Source organism: Synechococcus sp. CC9616, assembly GCF_000515235.1.
In the GTDB taxonomy this organism is placed as follows: domain Bacteria; phylum Cyanobacteriota; class Cyanobacteriia; order PCC-6307; family Cyanobiaceae; genus Parasynechococcus.
On record NZ_KI911558.1, the window covers coordinates 1398295 to 1415799 of the forward strand.

Below are 17505 nucleotides of genomic sequence, written 5' to 3' on the forward strand. Positions count from 1 at the left end.
ATGATCCGAATCAGATCAGAGATGTGTTTTTTGGGTCATGAAGGTGCCAAGCCCTGATGGCGTTGCTATTCAAAATGCACATGATTTGCTTGCATGCATTTCTCCAAGTTTCTGGCATCTGGAGCAGCCCTGGTTGCCATTGCTGCTCCTTTGGTGTGTGGCCCCAAAGCATCTGCTCAAAGCCTTGAGCTGAAAGCGGTCATTCTTGAAGAGGTCAAACCCCTCTACACCAAAACCGAAAACGGCTACGAAGGTTTCGGGGTAGACATGCTGGAGCAGATCCGCATTCAGTCCGGGCGTCGCACGGTCTCTTACCAAGTGGCATCGTCCGTCAAGGACGGCTTGGGAGCCGTGGTTTCTGGAAAGGCAGACATCGCTTGTGGCGTTGCTTTTACATGGGGCAGAGCAGCCACGCTCAGTTACAGCCTCCCGTTCGCCATCGGAGGCACCCGCCTTCTTACAGCCAGCAATACGACGATTGATGGAACACCAGATTCCCTGACCGGAACAACCGTTGGCGTGGTCAAGGACTCCGCATCGGCAATGGTCTTAAAAAGCGTCATCCCTGGTGTCAATCTCAAACCTTTCGCCACGCCTGCTGATGCGCTGTCAGCCTTCAATTCAGGCGAAATCAGCGCCCTGGGCGGTGGCACGCTTTGGCTTGCTGCGAACAGCAGCGCCAGCAGCACAGATCTCGTACCGCTTCGTCCTTATGGACGTGCAGGGATTGGCTGCATCGTGAACCAAAAAAATGGGAGTTTGCTTTCCTCCACCAACATTGCTGTCGGCCAGGTGATGCAGTCCTATGTGGATGGTGATGCTGGAACCCGCGAAATGGTCAACCGTTGGATCGGACCGACAAGCAGCGTGAAACTCACCGAAACAGCCATCACCGGGCTGTATTCGTTGATCCTGAGCACCACAGCTGAGATGTCGACCTCCGTCACGGCAGGCATTTGACGGCGTTCAGCCCAACTGCGATTCGACGTCACAACCAAGGACCAAACCTCTACAGAAACCGATGAAACGCTCATTAATCGCCTTCCAAGCTCTGCTGGCCTCCAGTGCCGTGATCTGCCAGAGCGCAGAAGCCTCCTCCGTTTACAACACCCCAGATCAGCTCGAATCGAACTCCCTCGAGTCACGCATCGAAAAGGCCCGCAGCGGCAACTGGAGCGGCCTTCTCCAGTCCGTTGACCTCGATGGCGAGCTCGTCGCCAAGGGCAAATGGGGCAATGGCGGTGGCCACAAGTTCAAGAACAGCCGCGGCTCCGGTAAGTGGAAGAACGGCAAAGGCGGCAGCAAGTGGAGCAACAGTCGGCCCAAGTGGGGTAACGGCTCCTATTACGGCGGCTGGAAGAACGGTGGCGGCTGGAAAAACGGCGGCGGCGGTTTCGTGAACTGGTGATCTCGTCCACAACAGCAACAGGGCCCAACCTCAGCAGGTTCGGCCCCATTGGTCTCGTGGTGGTCCAGTCCACCTCCCTCTGCAATCTCGATTGCTCCTACTGCTATCTCCCCGATCGGCAGAAGAAGCGCGTCTTTGATCTCGACATGCTGCCGCTGCTCATGCAGCGCATCCTCGAAAGCCCCTATGCCGGGCCCGAGTTCTCCTTGGTGTGGCACGCCGGTGAACCCCTCACCCTGCCCACCAGCTGGTACGACCAGGCCACCGAGATCATCTATCGCTCCCTTGATCGGTTCGGTGCCCAGGACATCCAATTCGATCAACACGTCCAGACCAACGCCACCTTGATCAACGACGCCTGGTGCGATTGCTTCCATCGCAATCGCCTCATCGTTGGCATCAGCGTTGATGGGCCCGAGGACATCCACGACGCACACCGGCGCTTCCGCAATGGACGCGGCTCCCATGCCCTCGCCATGAAGGGCATCGAAACCCTCCATCGCAATGACGTTCACTTTCATTGCATCTCCGTGCTCACCGCCGAGGCCATGGAGCAACCCGAGCGGATGTACCGCTTCTTCCGCGACCACGGCATCAACGATGTCGGCTTCAACGTGGAGGAGCAGGAGGGCATCAACACCTCCTCATCCATGCAGGGGGCCGATATGGAGGCCAAATACAGGGATTTCCTGCGGGCCTTCTGGCGCCTCAGCGAGCAGGACGGCTATCCCGTCATCCTCCGCGAATTCGATCAGGTGATCAGCCTGATCCAGGGCAATCAACGCATGACCCAGAACGAGCTCAACAGGCCCTTCTCCATCCTCAGCGTCGACTCCCAAGGCAATTTCTCCACCTTCGATCCAGAACTGCTCTCCGTTGCCAGTGATCGCTACGGAAGTTTCAACCTCGGAAACATTCGAGACCTTTCCCTCCTCGACTCCACCCAAACCCCACGATTCCGTCAATTGATGGATGACATGAACGCAGGCGTCGATCGCTGCCACGACGGCTGCGAATATTTCGGCCTCTGCGGCGGTGGCAACGGCAGCAATAAATTCTGGGAACACGGCACCCTCGCCTCCAGCGAAACCAACGCCTGTCGTTTCGGCACCCAGATCCCCGTTCAGGTCCTCCTTGAACGCTTTGAAGAAGGTCCGCCTCTTCAACAACCAGCGATCAAACAAGCCGTTTGATTGTTTCATTCAATTTTTGTCCGCACCCAATGAAGCGCACCAACGTTCTCCTGCTCGGCACCGCCGTTGGCATAAGCCTGCTAGCCCCTACACAGAGCCTTGCCGCCTGCAAGTTTCTGATGCCTCTTGGAGGTAACGGCAATGGACCTGAGCCTTACATCGTGAAGAAACGGGTTGAGCGTCCCAAGGGCCTGATCGGCAACGCGGTGGGACGCACCAACTGGAACACCGACTTTGTGGTGGATCAGCCCTACCGGAGCTACAAGCTGTTTTTCACAGCCGATTCAACTGATGGTCAGCCTGGCGAATATCCGATTGAGGCGTTCCTGAAATTTGCGGGGGGGGGATCCATGAAAGTTGTGGACGAAAGGATGAAGCCGCCAACCGGCACTGGCGCCCAGTTCGGCCCCTTCAGCCCACCGACAGGCAAGGGCATCAGCCAGGTGAACTTCAAGATCGGCGCCAACAATGATCCAGGCGGCACTGGATTCAGCTACCGGATCTCTGTTCAGGGCTGCAACTAGCCTGCTTACCAAACCATCAAAAGAGGGCGGCCCGACGGTCTTCTACATTGAAGAGGTGTCCGGCGGGCATCTCCTTCGGGGGACAGGTCACAACTGAAACGCGCGTCGGGCCGACGCCCGATCTCCGTCCGCCTTGCCGCATCCTCTCCTGCCAGAGCTTGAGACACTGTCCACCCAGGTGGCGGCGACCCAGGCTTTTGAGTTGTGCGGAATCCAATTGCTCACGCACATGAGCCCGATGACGCTGGAAGTGCAGATCCGACACAGCAATGGAGCTGATGTGAACCTGGACGATTGCGCCCAGTTCAGCGGGGTGCTGGGGGAGGCTCTGGAGAGCTCAGAGCTGTTGAACGAGGCGTACGTCCTGGAAATCAGCAGTCCAGGGATCGGTGAACAGCTCGCCACCGATCGGGACTTTCAAACCTTCCGTGGGTTCCCGGTGGAAGTGACCCATCGCGACAACAACGATGCCGAACATCGTCTCGACGGGTTGCTGCTCGAACGCGACGAGGAAAGTCTGCAGATCAACATCCGAGGACGCATCAAGCGCATCCCGCGAGATCAGGTGATTGGCGTTCGTCTCACCAGTCCGAGCGCCTGAGCGCTCCGCACCCTTCCCTCTTCCCCTTTCCCTCCAATGGCTCTCGTTCTTCTTCCCGGTCTCAGCAATCTGATCGACGACATCAGCGATGAGAAAAAGCTGCCGCCCCAGGTTGTGGAGGCGGCACTGCGGGAGGCGCTTCTGAAGGGCTACGAGCGTTACCGACGCACCCTGTACATCGGTATCAGTGAAGACCCCTTTGATGAGGAGTACTTCAGCAATTTCGACGTCGGACTGGATCTTGACGAAGAGGGATACAGGGTTCTGGCCAGCAAAATCATCGTGGACGAGGTCGAAAGCGAAGACCATCAGATCGCGATCGCTGAAGTGATGCAGGTCGCCGAGGATGCCCAGGTGGGAGACACCGTCGTCCTGGACGTGACCCCGGAGAAAGACGATTTCGGCCGCATGGCGGCAGCCACCACCAAACAGGTGTTGGCTCAAAAGCTGCGTGATCAGCAGCGTCGGATGATCCAGGAGGAATTTGCCGACCTTGAAGATCCCGTCCTGACCGCCAGGGTGATTCGCTTCGAACGCCAGAGCGTGATCATGGCCGTGAGTTCCGGCCTGGGTCGACCGGAGGTGGAGGCCGAACTTCCACGCCGCGATCAGCTGCCCAACGACAACTACCGGGCCAACGCCACCTTCAAGGTGTTCCTGAAGGAAGTGAGTGAGGTTCCCCGGCGAGGCCCCCAGCTTTTTGTCAGCCGATCAAATGCTGGGCTGGTGGTCTACCTGTTCGAAAACGAGGTGCCGGAGATCCAGGAAGGTTCTGTCCGCATCGTTGCTGTTGCCCGGGAAGCCAACCCTCCCTCGCGTTCGGTTGGACCCCGCACCAAAGTGGCGGTCGACAGCATCGAACGGGAGGTGGATCCCGTGGGTGCCTGCATCGGAGCCCGAGGCTCACGCATTCAACAGGTCGTGAACGAGCTGCGCGGAGAGAAGATCGATGTGATCCGCTGGTCACCCGATCCAGGCCAGTACATCGCCAACTCACTCAGTCCGGCCCGGGTCGAGATGGTGCGACTGGTCGATCCGGTCGGTCAGCATGCCCACGTATTGGTTCCACCGGATCAACTGAGCCTGGCCATCGGCCGAGAAGGTCAGAACGTACGGCTGGCGGCACGCCTGACCGGCTGGAAAATCGACATCAAGAATTCCACCGAATACGATCAGGCCGCTGAAGACGCCGTTGTGGCTGAGTTGATTGCTCAGCGGGAGCAGGAGGAAGCCCTGCAGCAGGAGGTGGAGGAACGCCTGGCAATCGAACAGGCAGCACGAGCAGAGGAAGACGCCCGCCTGCGTGAGCTGTATCCGCTGCCTGAAGACGAGGAGGACTACGTCGAAGACCAGGAGGTGTACGCCGAACAACCTGCTGAGGGAGACGTGTTCGAAGAGCCAGCAGCCGAAAGCGAGGCTTACACAGAAGAAAGCTCAGACGAGCCAGTTGTTGAAACTGACCAACAGGAGCTGCAACCTGAGAACGACCCCAACGGAGCCCGGTGAACGATCGACCCATCCTGCGTCGCTGCGTGGCCTGTCGCCAGCTTCTGGACCGACGCCTGCTCTGGCGGGTGGTTCGCGACTACAGGGATGGGGTTCTCCTTGAGGAAGGCATGGGTCGTTCGGCCTATCTCTGTCCCAAGGAGGCTTGTCTTGAGGACGCACGTCGGCGGAAGCGTCTGCAAAAGGCCCTGCGTTGCCAGGTGCCCGATGCGGTCCTCGCGACGATGCAGAAGCGGCTCAGTTCAACGACTAGAGAATCCGCTGAGGCAAACTAAACATTGGACCTGCTTTGCGTAGGGCCACCGAGGCACTTCGTGCCCGGACCGACCGGAGACCCCACCTGAATGACCAGCAGCGGCAAAGTCAGAATTTACGAGCTGTCCAAGGACCTGGGCCTTGAGAACAAGGACGTGCTGGATGCTGCCGACAAGCTGTCGATTGCGGCCAAAAGCCACAGCAGTTCCATCAGTGATGACGAGGCCGGTCGGATCCGCAACCTGCTGAAGAACGGTTCCTCCAAGGCCGCCAAAGCTCCCAGCAGCCAAGCCTCAGCCCCTGCGAAGCCGCCAGCGGGTAAAGCAATCCTGTCTGTGAAGAAGGCGTCAGCTCCAGCAGCGGCTTCGACGTCCTCCGCTCCCCCTGCAGCCGCTGCTTCGCCCGTCAAGCCGACAGCTGCAAAACCAACAGCTGCAAAACCAACAGCTGCAAAACCAACAGCTGCAAAACCAACAGCTGCAAAACCAACAGCGGCGAAACCGTCTCCTGCGAAACCTGTCATCAGCCAGGCGCCGCCAGCCCGCCTGGCTCCGGCCAAGCCAGCAGATGAGAAACCAGCGGCACCCACACGCCCGATCTCCCCAGGTACGCCGGTCAAGTCACCACCGCCAAGGCCTGCAGCAGCGGCCTCAAAACCGACGTCACCACCACCGCGTCCCAGCGCCCCAGCAGCCGCTGCAAAGCCGGCACCTGCAAGGCCCACGCCTGCAACACCTGCCAGAACCGCTCCAAGACCTGCGTCAGCCGGTCAGCCGCAAGGCCGGCCTGCCCGACCTCAGAGTCCACAAATCGTTTCCAGGCCTAGCCAGGGCAATGCTCCACGGCCCGGAGCTCCAACGCGGACCGGTGCGGCACCGAAACCAGGCGGCCCAGCCAAAGCAGGAAGTCCAGCCCGTCCAGCGCCACGCCCAGAGCTTGTGGGCAAGCCACAACCCAGGCGACCGGAAGCCGGTGGTACGCCACCGCGACCAGGCGCACCATCACGGCCTGGGACCGGAGTTCCTTCACGTCCCGGTGCTCCGGTGCGTCCAGTTCCAGGAGGGCGTCAGGGAGGCGTCACGCGTCCTGGGGCTCCCCAGAGACAAGGTCGACCGACACCCCCAGGCGGCCGCCCCGTCACTCCAGGCCGACCTGGTGGCAACACCCTGGAGCTCGTCGGCAAACCCATCCGCCGCGATGGCAGCACCGCCGGAGGCGGACCTCGCCCAGGAGGCTCCCGACCGGGTGCACCCACGCGTCCTGGTGCTCCGTCCAGGCCAGGCATGCCCAGTGGGATGCGCAAGCCAGTGGCCCCTGGAGAGCTCATGCAACTCCAGAAGCCAGTGGGGCGTCCTACCGCGCCGCCACCAAGACGCCCTGAGCCTGGAAGCAAACCTGGTTCCGGAGCCGAAGCCAATCCTCCGGTCTCACGGCCGACGGCACCGGCAGCCCCCCGTCGCCCATATGGAGCGCGCCCCGGTGCTCCGGGTCAGCGCCGTCCCGGCCGCCCCGATTGGGATGACAGCGCCAAGCTCGAAGCCCTGCGCAGCCGTTCGCCCCAGAAGCAGCGCCAGAAAGTTCACATCATTGGCGAGAACGACGACGCGCTGACGGCCGAAACCGGTGGCTTTGCCGGGGAACAGCAGGCCATGGTGCTCTCCGCCAGCCTGGCTCGGCCGGCCAAACCGAAATCACAGCAGCGAAGCGCACCGAAGCCGGTGGCGGCCATTCGCAAGCGCAAGAAAGAAACCACCCGACAACGTCAGCGGCGTCGGGCGATGGAATTACGTGCGGCGAGGGAAGCCAAGCAGGTCCGGCCGGAAATGCTGGTGGTCCCGGAGGACAACCTCACGGTGCAGGAGCTGGCGGACATGCTCAGCGTGGAAAGCTCCGAAATCATCAAATCCCTCTTCTTCAAGGGAATCATCGCCACGGTCACCCAGACCCTGGACATGAACACGATCGAGACGGTGGCCGAGGAATTCGGCGTGCCGGTTCTCCAGGACGACGTGGAGGAAGCCGCGAAGAAGACGGTGGAAATGATCGAGGAAAAAGACCTCGATCATCTGATTCGCCGTCCACCTGTGGTCACGGTGATGGGCCACGTCGACCACGGCAAAACCAGCCTGCTCGATGCCATTCGCAAGGCGCGGGTCGCCGCGGGCGAAGCGGGTGGGATCACCCAGCACATCGGTGCTTACCAGGTGGAGATCGAGCACAACGAGGAGCAACGCAAACTCACCTTCCTCGACACACCAGGCCACGCAGCCTTCACCGCAATGCGGGCGCGGGGCACCAAAGTGACTGACGTCGCCGTTCTGGTGGTGGCGGCCGACGACGGCGTGCGTCCCCAGACCCTGGAAGCGATCAGCCACGCCCGCGCTGCGGAAGTGCCGATCGTGGTGGCGATCAACAAGATCGACAAGGAAGGGTCCTCCCCCGATCGCGTCAAACAGGAGCTCTCCGACCAGAACCTCCTGGCGGAAGACTGGGGTGGAGAAGTGGTGATGGTGCCGGTGAGCGCCATCAAAGGCGAAAACATCGACAAGCTTCTCGAGATGATCCTCCTGGTGACTGAGGTGGAAGACCTCCAGGCCAATCCAGATCGTCTGGCTCGCGGAACCGTGATCGAAGCGCACCTCGACAAAGCCAAAGGCCCCGTCGCCACGCTGCTGGTTCAGAACGGCACCCTCAAAACAGGTGATGTGGTGGCCGCCGGCCCGGTGCTTGGCAAGGTGCGCGCCATGGTGGACGACAACGGCAAACGCATGAAGTCCGCCGGCCCCTCCTACGCCGTCGAGGCGCTGGGCTTCAGTGAAGTGCCAACCGCTGGAGACGAGTTCGAGGTTTATCCCGACGAGAAATCAGCTCGCTCGGTGGTGGGTGATCGAGCCTCCGATGCACGCGCCACCCGACTGGCGCAGCAGATGGCCTCACGACGGGTGTCGCTGACGGCCATGTCCGGTCAGGCCAGCGAAGGCGAGCTGAAGGAGCTGAACCTGATCCTCAAGGCAGATGTCCAGGGTTCCGTGGAGGCGATCCTCGGCTCGCTAGAGCAGCTGCCCAAAGACGAAGTTCAGGTGCGTGTTCTCCTTTCCGCACCAGGCGAGATCACTGAAACAGACGTGGATCTGGCGGCCGCATCCGGAGCGGTGATCGTTGGCTTCAACACCTCCATGGCATCAGGCGCCCGCAAGGCTGCTGATGCCACCGGCGTGGATGTGCGCGATTACGACGTGATCTACAAACTGCTGGAGGACATCCAGATGGCCATGGAAGGCCTTCTGGAACCCGAACTGGTGGAGGAAGCCCTTGGCGAAGCCGAGGTGCGAGCCGTGTTCACCATCGGCAAGAGTGCAGTGGCTGGTTGTTACATCACCAACGGCAAGCTGCAGCGCAACTGCCGAGTGCGGGTCCGTCGCGGCAAGGAAGTGGTCTTCGAAGGCGATCTCGACTCCTTGCGCCGCAACAAGGACGACGTCAAGGAAGTGGCCAGCGGCTTCGAATGCGGCATCGGCTGCGATCGCTTCGCCAACTGGGAAGACGGCGACATCATCGAAGGCTTCAAGATGGTGACCCAGCGACGCAAACTCACCACCTGACGCCGCGAGATGCCGTGAACTCCCGCCGCGAGCCCCTGCTCTGGCTTCAATGTCTCGCAATCGGAGCGGTTCCATTGGAACTGCTCCTGATCCGATTGGTGTTGGCCGGAGCTGATCCGGGCCCTGTGCCGGCGGTCGAGCGCTTGCTGATCTGGAGCGTCGGGGGTCTGGCTGCGGCCGTCGCCCTGTGGAAACGCCCGGCGGACTGGGGCTCTCTGCTGATGGTGCGGGTCCCAACCGCAACGCGAAGCCTCGAGCAACAAACCCTCAGTGGCCTGCAAGGGAAAGTTAGTGGCTTCGCCGCCTTGCTGGCTGCCGCACTGCTGCTGCCAGTGCTGTGGTGGCTGGATAACTCGGCCGGGTTGATTCAGGAATTCTCCCCGCTTCTGGGGCAGTCCCGACTGGCGACCCTGTTGCTGAGTGCCCCGCTGCTGGCCCTGATCGTTTGGCAACTCCAACAGCTGACGCAAGCTGTGATTTGGCTGATTCAGGGCGAACTCAGTGACACCACAGAGGCCCTCGATCAGCAGAAACTGTTGCTGGAGCGCACCAGCCTTGGCCTGCAACTGCTCCAAGTCGAGCCGCTGGAATGGCCAGAACCCACACCAACACCCTCACCGAAACCGACCCCCGAACCCACTCCCGAACCAGAACAGACTCCTGAGCCAGAACCGACTCCTGAGCCAGAACCGACTCCTGAGCCGGAGCCAACACCTGAGCCGGGATCAGACGCTGGAGCGCTGGCGATCGAACCAGAGCAGAGAAGCGAAGAGGATGAGGGCGCCAACCTGAATGCCGAGGTCGCTGATCTCGACAGCACCTCCAGCGGAAGCCCGGAAGGCCATCGTGAAGAGGCCCAGCCCGGCGGAGGCGAAGAGAGCGAACCAGAGGGCTCGCCTGAGCCCACGCCAGGGGGTCTGTGATTCCTGAATCAACCGACGCCGCAGCTCAGGATCCAAATTGTTCTCGCGCTTCTGCGGGTCAGACAAGTTGAACATAACTTTGCTCTCAAATGATAAATTGATCCTGTTGCCGATGTAGCTCAGCTGGTAGAGCAACGCTTTCGTAAAGCGTGGGTCGCCTGTTCAAGTCAGGTCATCGGCTTTAGCAATTGTTCAGGCATGGATAAAAACCAATTTCCATCGACGAAATACCCGATTCACCACCTGGACGGCGAGAGCGGCGAATCCTGGATGGGCCTGATCGATGGAATTTATGCCATCGCCATGACATTTATTGCGCTTGAATTACCAGAGCTTGTCATTGCGCTTGTCAATCTCAAAGAGAAGAATATAAAAAGCGAACTTATTGTGTCATTAATCGGATATGAATTCATTGCCTATACAGCAACTTTTTTGATGCTGTATGAACTCTGGACAGTGCACAAAAGCATCCTGAAAATCGGCGGCCTCAAGCAAAAGACCCAGAGCCTTTGTAACAGCCTGATTCTTGCCCTGACATCACTGGGCGTAGGGAATATCATTTTAATCTTGAATGAAAAAACAAAAGCCGTTACATCTCATATCACGTCCAACAGCAAACAAATTGATATCATGTACGACTGGTTCGACAATCATGATTTTCTTGGGCTGTTCACAATGATATTTTTGGCCTTGATGTTTTTCCTGATGTCCCTGCTGGCCAGCAACAGCGAGAGTCACCGAATATCGCAGGACCTGCAACTCCTATCAAAAAATCTCAACATTCGAGGTTTATATTTTGTAGCGTCTTGTCTGCTTTGGATTCCGCTTGCCTTTGGCAAATCAGTTCTCTTTCCCCCTGCCCTTGTGGTGATCCTGTTTTTATTCCTGAGCTTCAACCAGGATGCGATCGACACGTTCCTGAAACGCTGGCGCTCTCACACTTGAACTAACGGCAAAGGGCCTTGAGTTTTGGCAGAGAACACAACTGCTCACCACGGGTGATCTGTCCATTGAGGAGATCTCTCCAGGGAACAATCCAGTGCTGAGGATCCACGTCGTTGATAACCTCAGCAGCGTCGGGACTGGGAAGGAACACCACAACACGGTCCGCAAGATTGAGGTGATGCCGCAGCCATGGCGTGAAAATCTGTTGTTCAACCAACCGCTGGTAGGACCCATCGGCGACGGCAGCCTCAAAGCCCTGCTGAATCGCAGCAGCCAGGGGCTGGTTGTTCGGACTCACATAGAAGAAGCCGGTAAATGGATAGGCCAGCAAGACGTGCGGATCCAGAACGGTGTCCGTTGTGGTGTCCGCAACTAGCCGGGCCTCTCCTTCCAGTTCAGCGATGCCGCGAGGAAACAAATGCACCCGGCGGTTGTCGACTAGGCGGAAGAGATCCTGCGAGGCCGCGGTGAAAGTCTTTAAACCGGAGGCATCAAAGATCTCCACATCGCTCCATCCAAAACCTTGCAGCAACACGATGGAACGCAGATCGTCGCGGTTGTTGAGGGTGGCGAGAACGTCGAGCTCATCTACATGACTCCAACCAGCACGCAACCCAAGAAGGCCGCCTGTGATCGGAATCGGAATCGGACGCAAGCGACGGTTAAGTTCAGCATCGGCGCCGTACACACCCACCGTTATCGACATCGTGTTGGCTCCCTGCAAGAGTGCCACCGCCTCATCCTGTGAGATCAGCTCCTCGCTGAGCCCCATGGCATAGGGCTGACCGCTGCTCTCCAACACCAACTTGAGCAGCTGAAATCTGAAGTCGTTCTGATCCTGGCCGGGGTTGCGATCCAAAACGACGGCCAGGGTGCCCTTGGGCAAAGCCCGCACCTCGTTAGCGGTAAGGATGAAGCGATCGTCAACCTTGGCCCGTCGATAAGTCAGGCGGGGCTGGATCATCAGTGAACCAACCAGCAGCAGCAGGATCGTGATCGCCGCGGTGATCAGGGTCCACAGTCCAGAGGGTTGTGCCGTGTCGTTGGGGTTTGGGCTCATGAAGCGACCTTCAGGGAATGATCAGGGCAATACCGAAAATCGTGATCCCCACATAGCTCGGCAACAGCAGCACCCGCATCCATTTCGAGATCCTGGCGCTGTAGTTGCTCAGGTGGTTAACGATGATTTCGTCGGCGGCCACCACGTAGAGAATCCCGAGGAAGATGATCAACTGAAGATTGCCAATGAAGCCCGTCATGGCGGTCACCGGGAGCTGACCGGCAATGAACACGTAATTACCTCCGGCCGACACCACGGCCGCAAGAATCAGGTCATCGCGGCTGCGGGTGATCAACAAACTCATGCAGCACAGCCCCACCGCGAGCATGTAACCCAGAAAATCAGGGGCCACAAACAGCAGACTGCGGCGCTGAATCGGTAGATCGAAGGACACAGTGGGTAGACGACGGACAGCGACACCTGGCGCTGGCGGACGGCCGAGATCGCTCATCAGGCTCAAATTGGAGGCATAGGCGTTGGGGTCCTTGATCAACCAACCGGGCAGCAGCAGCCCAGAGTGGATCACATACGGTGCTTGATCGACCACATCCAGATTCACCGCTTGCAGCGGATCCTCAAGACCGATCATGACCTGCAACATCTGGGCATCGAAGGGATAGCGCTGCAGGCGCCAACGCTTCACGATCGCGGAGCGCACCTTGTACAGCGACCAAACTTCGCCGTTGAGTTGATCACGGCGCACCCGGTCAAAACGTTGCACGTCGCCGTCGTAGATGCCGTTCAAAACTCGAAGTTGATCACTCGGATTGATCTCGGGGTCACCTTGCCATCGGGTCCAGACGTACAACTCGATTGAAAATTGGTCCTGCAGCAGATCGATGTCACTGATGTTGGTGGCATAGGCGCCCACCCGCAGAGGTGGCACAGCAACAGTGACTGGCGGCTGTTCAGCAGCACCCCAGTCGATGGCTGCCAGTTCCGTCGGCGGCTGGAGCGGAAGCCGATCCGCGGGCTGCACCATGCGCCACCACCCCGATGACAGGACGAGTCCGCAGGCGATCACGGCCAACACGAGAGCCATCAGCCTCCGTTGTCGACGGGGCGCACCAGTCAAGGCCAGCAACGGTTGTCAACTGACTCCACCATGACAAGGTTGAGGCATTCTCACCACCCGGCTTCGCTCCATGGCCAGAGCAACGCCAGTTCCAAACAGCAGAGGCAACTACGGCGATCCCACGGACACCAGCCACTGGGATTACCTCACCATCCTGTTGCAACTGCTGGGACGGGTGCGTTTCGACCTGCTGGCGATTGCATTGCTGGCGCTGCTGGAGCTCAGGCTGCAGATCCCCAAAGTCTGGTTGCTGAGCAACGAGGCGGTGTCGGTGCTGGGCATCGCGATGTCGATCTTCATTGGTTTCCGGAACACCCAGGCGATCAGCCGATGGTGGGAGGCACGGACCCTTTGGGAGGACTATCTCAACAGTTGCCGCTACTGGGTGGACGGTCTGAGGGCCTACCTCTCCGACAGCCAGTGGCAGAGCGAACGGACCCGGAACCTGGTTCGCTTGCAGCTTGCCCAGGCGTGGCAGCTGAATTTCGAGTTGCGCAACTTCTGGCATCCAGACCTGCGTCGGATGCAAGAGGACCTGCTGGGGCAGCTCAAGCTGCCGCAGGACAGCACGGTGCGCAGCCTCTCCGTCGCGCGATCGCGAGACATCCAGCATCTCCATGCCGACGAATGGATCACGGAAATGGGGCGTCGCCAACTGGTGGAGATCACGATCCGCTGCAATGAGGCCGTCGGAGGCCTGCAACGGGTGCGCAACACCCCGATCCCACCCCCCTACGACATGTTCGTGCGCCTGATCAACTGGGTGTTCGGCTCGCAGCTGATCCTTGCCTTCAAGCGCAGTGGCTCGCCGACCACCGGCATCCTGTTGTTCGTGGGTTTTCTCCTGGCCGAACGCATCGGCGCTTATGTGGAAGGACCCTTCGACCAGGACGGCACCAGCTTTTCTCTACCCCTGAATACGATCTGTTGTGAGATCAGCGAAGACCTGATGCCAGGCGATCTGGACTACGGCCGATACCGCCCCTGCCGAAACCCGGTGTTCTGGGATTGATGACGGGCCTGTGGAGGAGCGACCTGATTCGCCTGGGATCAGCCAGCAGCGGCCTGTTGCTGATCCTGTTCCTGGTTGTTCATCTGGCAGGAGTGATTCCGTCCCTGATCGCACCGGCCGTCTTTGAGGCCTACGCGAGCTCGCTGCATCATGCGATCTGGCTGCCGCTGCTGGAGACAACTCTGGCTGCCGCGGCCCTGCTCCACATCGTTACAACCCTTCTGAAAGCCATTGGCAATCGCCAGGCGGGCAACAGCGCCGCGCTGATCAGCCGCCGCGGCCAGCCGTTGGCCGCACTGGCGAGTCGCAGCAAGGTGGCAGCCGGAATCATCACCCTTACTTTTCTGATCATTCATCTGCAGCAGCTGCGATGGCCTCGCCCTCTGGACGGCAACGAACGAGCCGCCCTGATGGCGGTGCTGCACAACCCCGTGAATGCCACCGTTTACTGCGCAGCAGCCATCACCATCACCCTTCATCTCATTCATGGCGGTGAAGCCGCCCACAGAAACCTCGGCTGGCTTACACCAACGAACGGCACCATGATTCGTCGTGGCGGACGACTGCTGGCCACCGTTCTGGGAGGCGGTTTTCTGCTGATCAGCCTCGCCTTGACGGTCGCTGCTGTGTCATGAGCGGATCTCCAGACCCACGCCTGCCAAGTGGTCCGATTGCCGGAGCCTGGCAGCGATGCAAAGAAAGCTTCCCCCTGATCAGTCCGGTACGGAAAGGCCAGATCGATCTGCTCGTGGTGGGCACCGGCCTGGCCGGTGCTTCGGCGGCAGCGACCCTGGCGCAACAGGGTTATCGGGTCACCGTGCTGACCTATCACGACAGTCCCCGACGCGCCCATTCCGTCGCTGCCCAGGGCGGTATCAATGCCGCACGTCCAGTGTCGGTCGATGGCGACAGCATCCACCGACTCTTTGCTGACACGCTCCGTGGTGGCGATTTCCGGGCGCGTGAAGCCGGTTGCCAGCGGCTGGCGGAAATCAGCAGCGGCATCATCGACCAGTGCGTCGCCCAGGGTGTGCCCTTCGCCAGGGAATACGGAGGCAGCCTGGCGACCCGAAGCTTTGGAGGCGCCCTGGTGAGTCGCACCTTTTATGCCCGCGGCCAAACCGGGCAGCAGTTGCTGTACGGGGCCTACCAGGCCTTGATGCGACAGGTGAAACTCGGACGTGTGCAGCTGCTCACCCGCCGCGACGTGGTGGAGTTGATCACGGTGGATGGCGTGGCCCGCGGGGTGGTGACCCGACACACAAACAGCGGGCAACTGGAGGTGCACACGGCCCGTGCGGTGCTGTTGTGCACCGGTGGATACAGCAACGTCTACTTTCTGTCGACGAATGCACTGAAATCCAACGCCAGTGCCATCTGGAGAGCCCATCAAAAAGGGGCTTTGTTCGCCAATCCCTGCTTCACCCAGATCCACCCCACCTGCATTCCCAGCGGCGATGCCTACCAGAGCAAGCTGACGCTGATGAGCGAAAGCCTGCGAAACGACGGACGCATCTGGCTGCCGAAACACGCAGGCGACCAACGCGACGCTGATCAGATTCCGGAACAGGAGCGTGACTACTTCCTTGAGCGGATGTATCCCACCTACGGCAACATGACGCCGCGGGATGTGGCCTCAAGGCGGGCGCGTGAGCTCTGCAATGCAGGCCGTGGGGTTGGTCCTGGCGGACGCTCGGTGTACCTCGATCTCACCGATGCGATCAAGGAGGAGGGCCGGGACGCGATTGCCGCCCGCTACGGCAATTTGATGACGATGTATGAGCGGATCAGTGGAGATGATCCCTATCGCAAACCAATGCGCATCTACCCAGCGCCTCACTACACGATGGGGGGGCTTTGGGTGGACTACCAGCTGATGAGTTCAATCCCAGGCCTGTTCGTGCTGGGGGAAGCCAACTACTCCGAACATGGGGCCAACCGCCTTGGGGCCAGCGCACTGATGCAGGGCCTGGCGGATGGTTATTTCATTGCACCGGCCACGGTGACGGCCTGGCTGGCGGGTACACCGGCATCGGAGATTGGCGAGGAGCATCCCGCCTGCCGGGACGCCCTCAACAGCGCCCAGACCCGCATCGATCTCCTGCTTAAAAACCAAGGCCACAGGCCGGTGGATGGCTTTCACCGCGAGCTCGGTGCCTTGATGATCGATCGTTGTGGCATCAGCCGACACGCTGACGAACTGCGGGATGGTCTTCAGCAGGTGGCCCGATTGGAAGCGCAGTTCCATGGGGAGGTCCGCGTTCCTGGCGAACACGAGGGACCCAATCCGGAACTGGAGAAGGCCCTGCGGGTCAGCGATTTCTTCGGGCTAGCGAAACTGATGCTGCGGGATGCGCTGGCCCGGGAGGAGTCCTGCGGGGCGCATTTCCGTGAAGAGCATCAGTCCTCTGAAGGGGAAGCCCAACGGGATGACGTGAACTTCGCCCACATCGCCGCCTGGGAATTCAACGACCATGGCGATCCCGTCCGCCATCAAGAGCCTCTGACGTTCACGGCCCTGCAACCCTCCACCCGGAGCTACCGATGAAACTCACCCTGAGGATCTGGCGGCAGCAGAACCCGGATCAACCGGGTGCTTATCAGGAGCACGTGCTGGCGAACGTTTCCCCTGAGCTATCGCTGCTCGAAGCCCTTGATCAACTCAACGAACAACTGATCAGCGATGGGGAACGGCCCGTCAGCTTCGAGCACGACTGCCGCGAAGGGATCTGCGGCAGCTGTGGCTTTCTGGTGAATGGTCAAGCCCATGGGCCGAGGGCCGCCACCTCCGTTTGTCAGCTCTATCTGCGTTCCTTCCAGGACGATGCCGTGCTGACGCTGGAGCCATGGCGTGCCACGGCCTTTCCGCTGATTCAGGATCTGATGGTGGATCGATCCAGCCTCGATCGAGTAATCGCCGCTGGGGGCTATTGCTCAACGGGAACGGGGCAGGCGCCGGATGGCAACGCCCTTCCCATTGGCAGGGATCAGGCCACCAGCGCCTTCGACACCGCCACCTGCATCGGCTGCGGCGCCTGCGTTGCCAGTTGTCGCAATGCCTCAGCCAGCCTGTTCGTGGCCGCCAAACTGGCCCATCTCGGCCAGCTGCCGCAAGGTCAACCGGAGCGCGGGAAGCGAGCCCGTGCCATGCAGGAACGCATGCAGCAGGAAGGCTTTGGCAGTTGCAGCAGCAACCTCGAGTGCGAAGCGGTTTGCCCTCAGGAGATCTCAGCGGATTGGATCAGTTGGATGCATCGCGAGCGATCACTGACGAGCTAGGCCGCCATCCGAGCCGACGATGGAGGCCAGCTCAGAGTGTGCTAATTATCACATCCAACTTTGGATGTGATTCATTGACAGCCCAAAGCCAACGTGAGGCTGCGGGCAGCGTCCAGCCATCG

16 protein-coding genes, 1 tRNA gene and 1 pseudogene are annotated in these 17505 nt (G+C 60.1%); 15 read left to right on the forward strand and 3 right to left on the reverse strand.

Translation table 11 applies throughout. The features are described 5' to 3' along the window. Positions 1-93: 93 nt before the first annotated feature. From grrP to SYN9616_RS16850, 9 genes and pseudogenes are all read left to right on the forward strand, one after another. Positions 94-960, forward strand: a complete 867-nt coding sequence (gene grrP / locus SYN9616_RS0108245) for an extracellular substrate binding-like orphan protein GrrP (RefSeq protein WP_028952660.1) — start codon at positions 94-96, stop codon at positions 958-960. A gap of 61 nt (positions 961-1021) precedes the next feature. Further along, complete coding sequence (grrA, locus tag SYN9616_RS0108250) at positions 1022-1408, forward strand: GrrA/OscA1 family cyclophane-containing rSAM-modified RiPP (RefSeq protein ID WP_028952661.1); 387 nt, start codon at positions 1022-1024, stop codon at positions 1406-1408. After that, entirely contained in the window at positions 1405-2601 is a 1197-nt protein-coding gene (grrM, locus tag SYN9616_RS0108255) for a cyclophane-forming radical SAM/SPASM peptide maturase GrrM/OscB (protein ID WP_369791927.1), read from the forward strand. The genes grrA and grrM overlap by 4 nt, the downstream gene beginning before the upstream one ends. Positions 2602-2630: 29 nt before the next feature. Next, the gene (locus SYN9616_RS0108260; protein ID WP_028952663.1) at positions 2631-3125 is read left to right on the forward strand and encodes a hypothetical protein; all 495 of its coding nucleotides are present in this window, start codon (positions 2631-2633) and stop codon (positions 3123-3125) included. Between the two features lie 133 nt (positions 3126-3258). Continuing rightward, complete coding sequence (gene rimP, locus SYN9616_RS0108265) at positions 3259-3726, forward strand: ribosome maturation factor RimP (protein WP_028952664.1); 468 nt, start codon at positions 3259-3261, stop codon at positions 3724-3726. A gap of 36 nt (positions 3727-3762) precedes the next feature. After that, positions 3763-5232, forward strand: coding sequence for a transcription termination factor NusA (gene nusA, locus SYN9616_RS0108270; protein WP_028952665.1), 1470 nt, complete (start codon positions 3763-3765; stop codon positions 5230-5232). Further along, on the forward strand, positions 5229-5507 hold the full coding sequence (locus tag SYN9616_RS0108275) for a YlxR family protein (RefSeq protein ID WP_028952666.1): 279 nt from the start codon (positions 5229-5231) through the stop codon (positions 5505-5507). Before nusA ends, SYN9616_RS0108275 begins: the two co-directional genes overlap by 4 nt. Positions 5508-5576: 69 nt before the next feature. Beyond that, the gene (gene infB, locus SYN9616_RS0108280) at positions 5577-9089 is read left to right on the forward strand and encodes a translation initiation factor IF-2 (protein ID WP_028952667.1); all 3513 of its coding nucleotides are present in this window, start codon (positions 5577-5579) and stop codon (positions 9087-9089) included. Beyond that, a pseudogene (locus SYN9616_RS16850) lies at positions 8993-9661 on the forward strand (low-complexity tail membrane protein); the annotation flags it as partial. The gene infB and the pseudogene SYN9616_RS16850, both read left to right, overlap by 97 nt. Positions 9662-9814: 153 nt before the next feature. On the opposite strand, the gene SYN9616_RS16495 reads toward SYN9616_RS16850, so the two are convergent. Beyond that, entirely contained in the window at positions 9815-10087 is a 273-nt protein-coding gene (locus SYN9616_RS16495; protein WP_156918896.1) for a DUF3493 domain-containing protein, read from the reverse strand. A gap of 33 nt (positions 10088-10120) precedes the next feature. Here SYN9616_RS16495 and SYN9616_RS0108290 point away from each other — a divergent pair. Both SYN9616_RS0108290 and SYN9616_RS0108295 read left to right on the forward strand, forming a co-directional pair. Further along, a tRNA-Thr gene (locus tag SYN9616_RS0108290) sits at positions 10121-10193 on the forward strand. Positions 10194-10210: 17 nt separating this feature from the next. Further along, entirely contained in the window at positions 10211-10957 is a 747-nt protein-coding gene (locus SYN9616_RS0108295) for a TMEM175 family protein (protein ID WP_028952669.1), read from the forward strand. Between the two features lies 1 nt (position 10958). Here the strand turns inward: SYN9616_RS0108295 and SYN9616_RS0108300 are convergent, their stop codons facing one another. Both SYN9616_RS0108300 and SYN9616_RS0108305 read right to left on the reverse strand, forming a co-directional pair. Then, entirely contained in the window at positions 10959-12017 is a 1059-nt protein-coding gene (locus tag SYN9616_RS0108300; RefSeq protein ID WP_028952670.1) for a hypothetical protein, read from the reverse strand. Between the two features lie 10 nt (positions 12018-12027). Further along, complete coding sequence (locus tag SYN9616_RS0108305) at positions 12028-13059, reverse strand: hypothetical protein (protein ID WP_232200201.1); 1032 nt, start codon at positions 13057-13059, stop codon at positions 12028-12030. A gap of 103 nt (positions 13060-13162) precedes the next feature. Between SYN9616_RS0108305 and SYN9616_RS0108310 the strand changes: the two genes are divergently transcribed. The 4 genes from SYN9616_RS0108310 to SYN9616_RS0108325 are packed head-to-tail and all read left to right on the forward strand — an operon-like array spanning position 13163 to position 17383. Further along, positions 13163-14104 carry a bestrophin family ion channel gene (locus SYN9616_RS0108310; RefSeq protein WP_028952672.1) on the forward strand — a complete coding sequence of 314 codons (942 nt, stop codon included), beginning with the start codon at positions 13163-13165 and terminating at the stop codon, positions 14102-14104. Next, entirely contained in the window at positions 14104-14739 is a 636-nt protein-coding gene (locus tag SYN9616_RS0108315; protein WP_028952673.1) for a succinate dehydrogenase cytochrome b subunit, read from the forward strand. Before SYN9616_RS0108310 ends, SYN9616_RS0108315 begins: the two co-directional genes overlap by 1 nt. Further along, complete coding sequence (locus SYN9616_RS0108320; protein ID WP_028952674.1) at positions 14736-16652, forward strand: fumarate reductase/succinate dehydrogenase flavoprotein subunit; 1917 nt, start codon at positions 14736-14738, stop codon at positions 16650-16652. Before SYN9616_RS0108315 ends, SYN9616_RS0108320 begins: the two co-directional genes overlap by 4 nt. Continuing rightward, positions 16649-17383 carry a succinate dehydrogenase/fumarate reductase iron-sulfur subunit gene (locus SYN9616_RS0108325; protein WP_028952675.1) on the forward strand — a complete coding sequence of 245 codons (735 nt, stop codon included), beginning with the start codon at positions 16649-16651 and terminating at the stop codon, positions 17381-17383. Before SYN9616_RS0108320 ends, SYN9616_RS0108325 begins: the two co-directional genes overlap by 4 nt. The last annotated feature ends 122 nt before the right edge of the window (positions 17384-17505 follow it).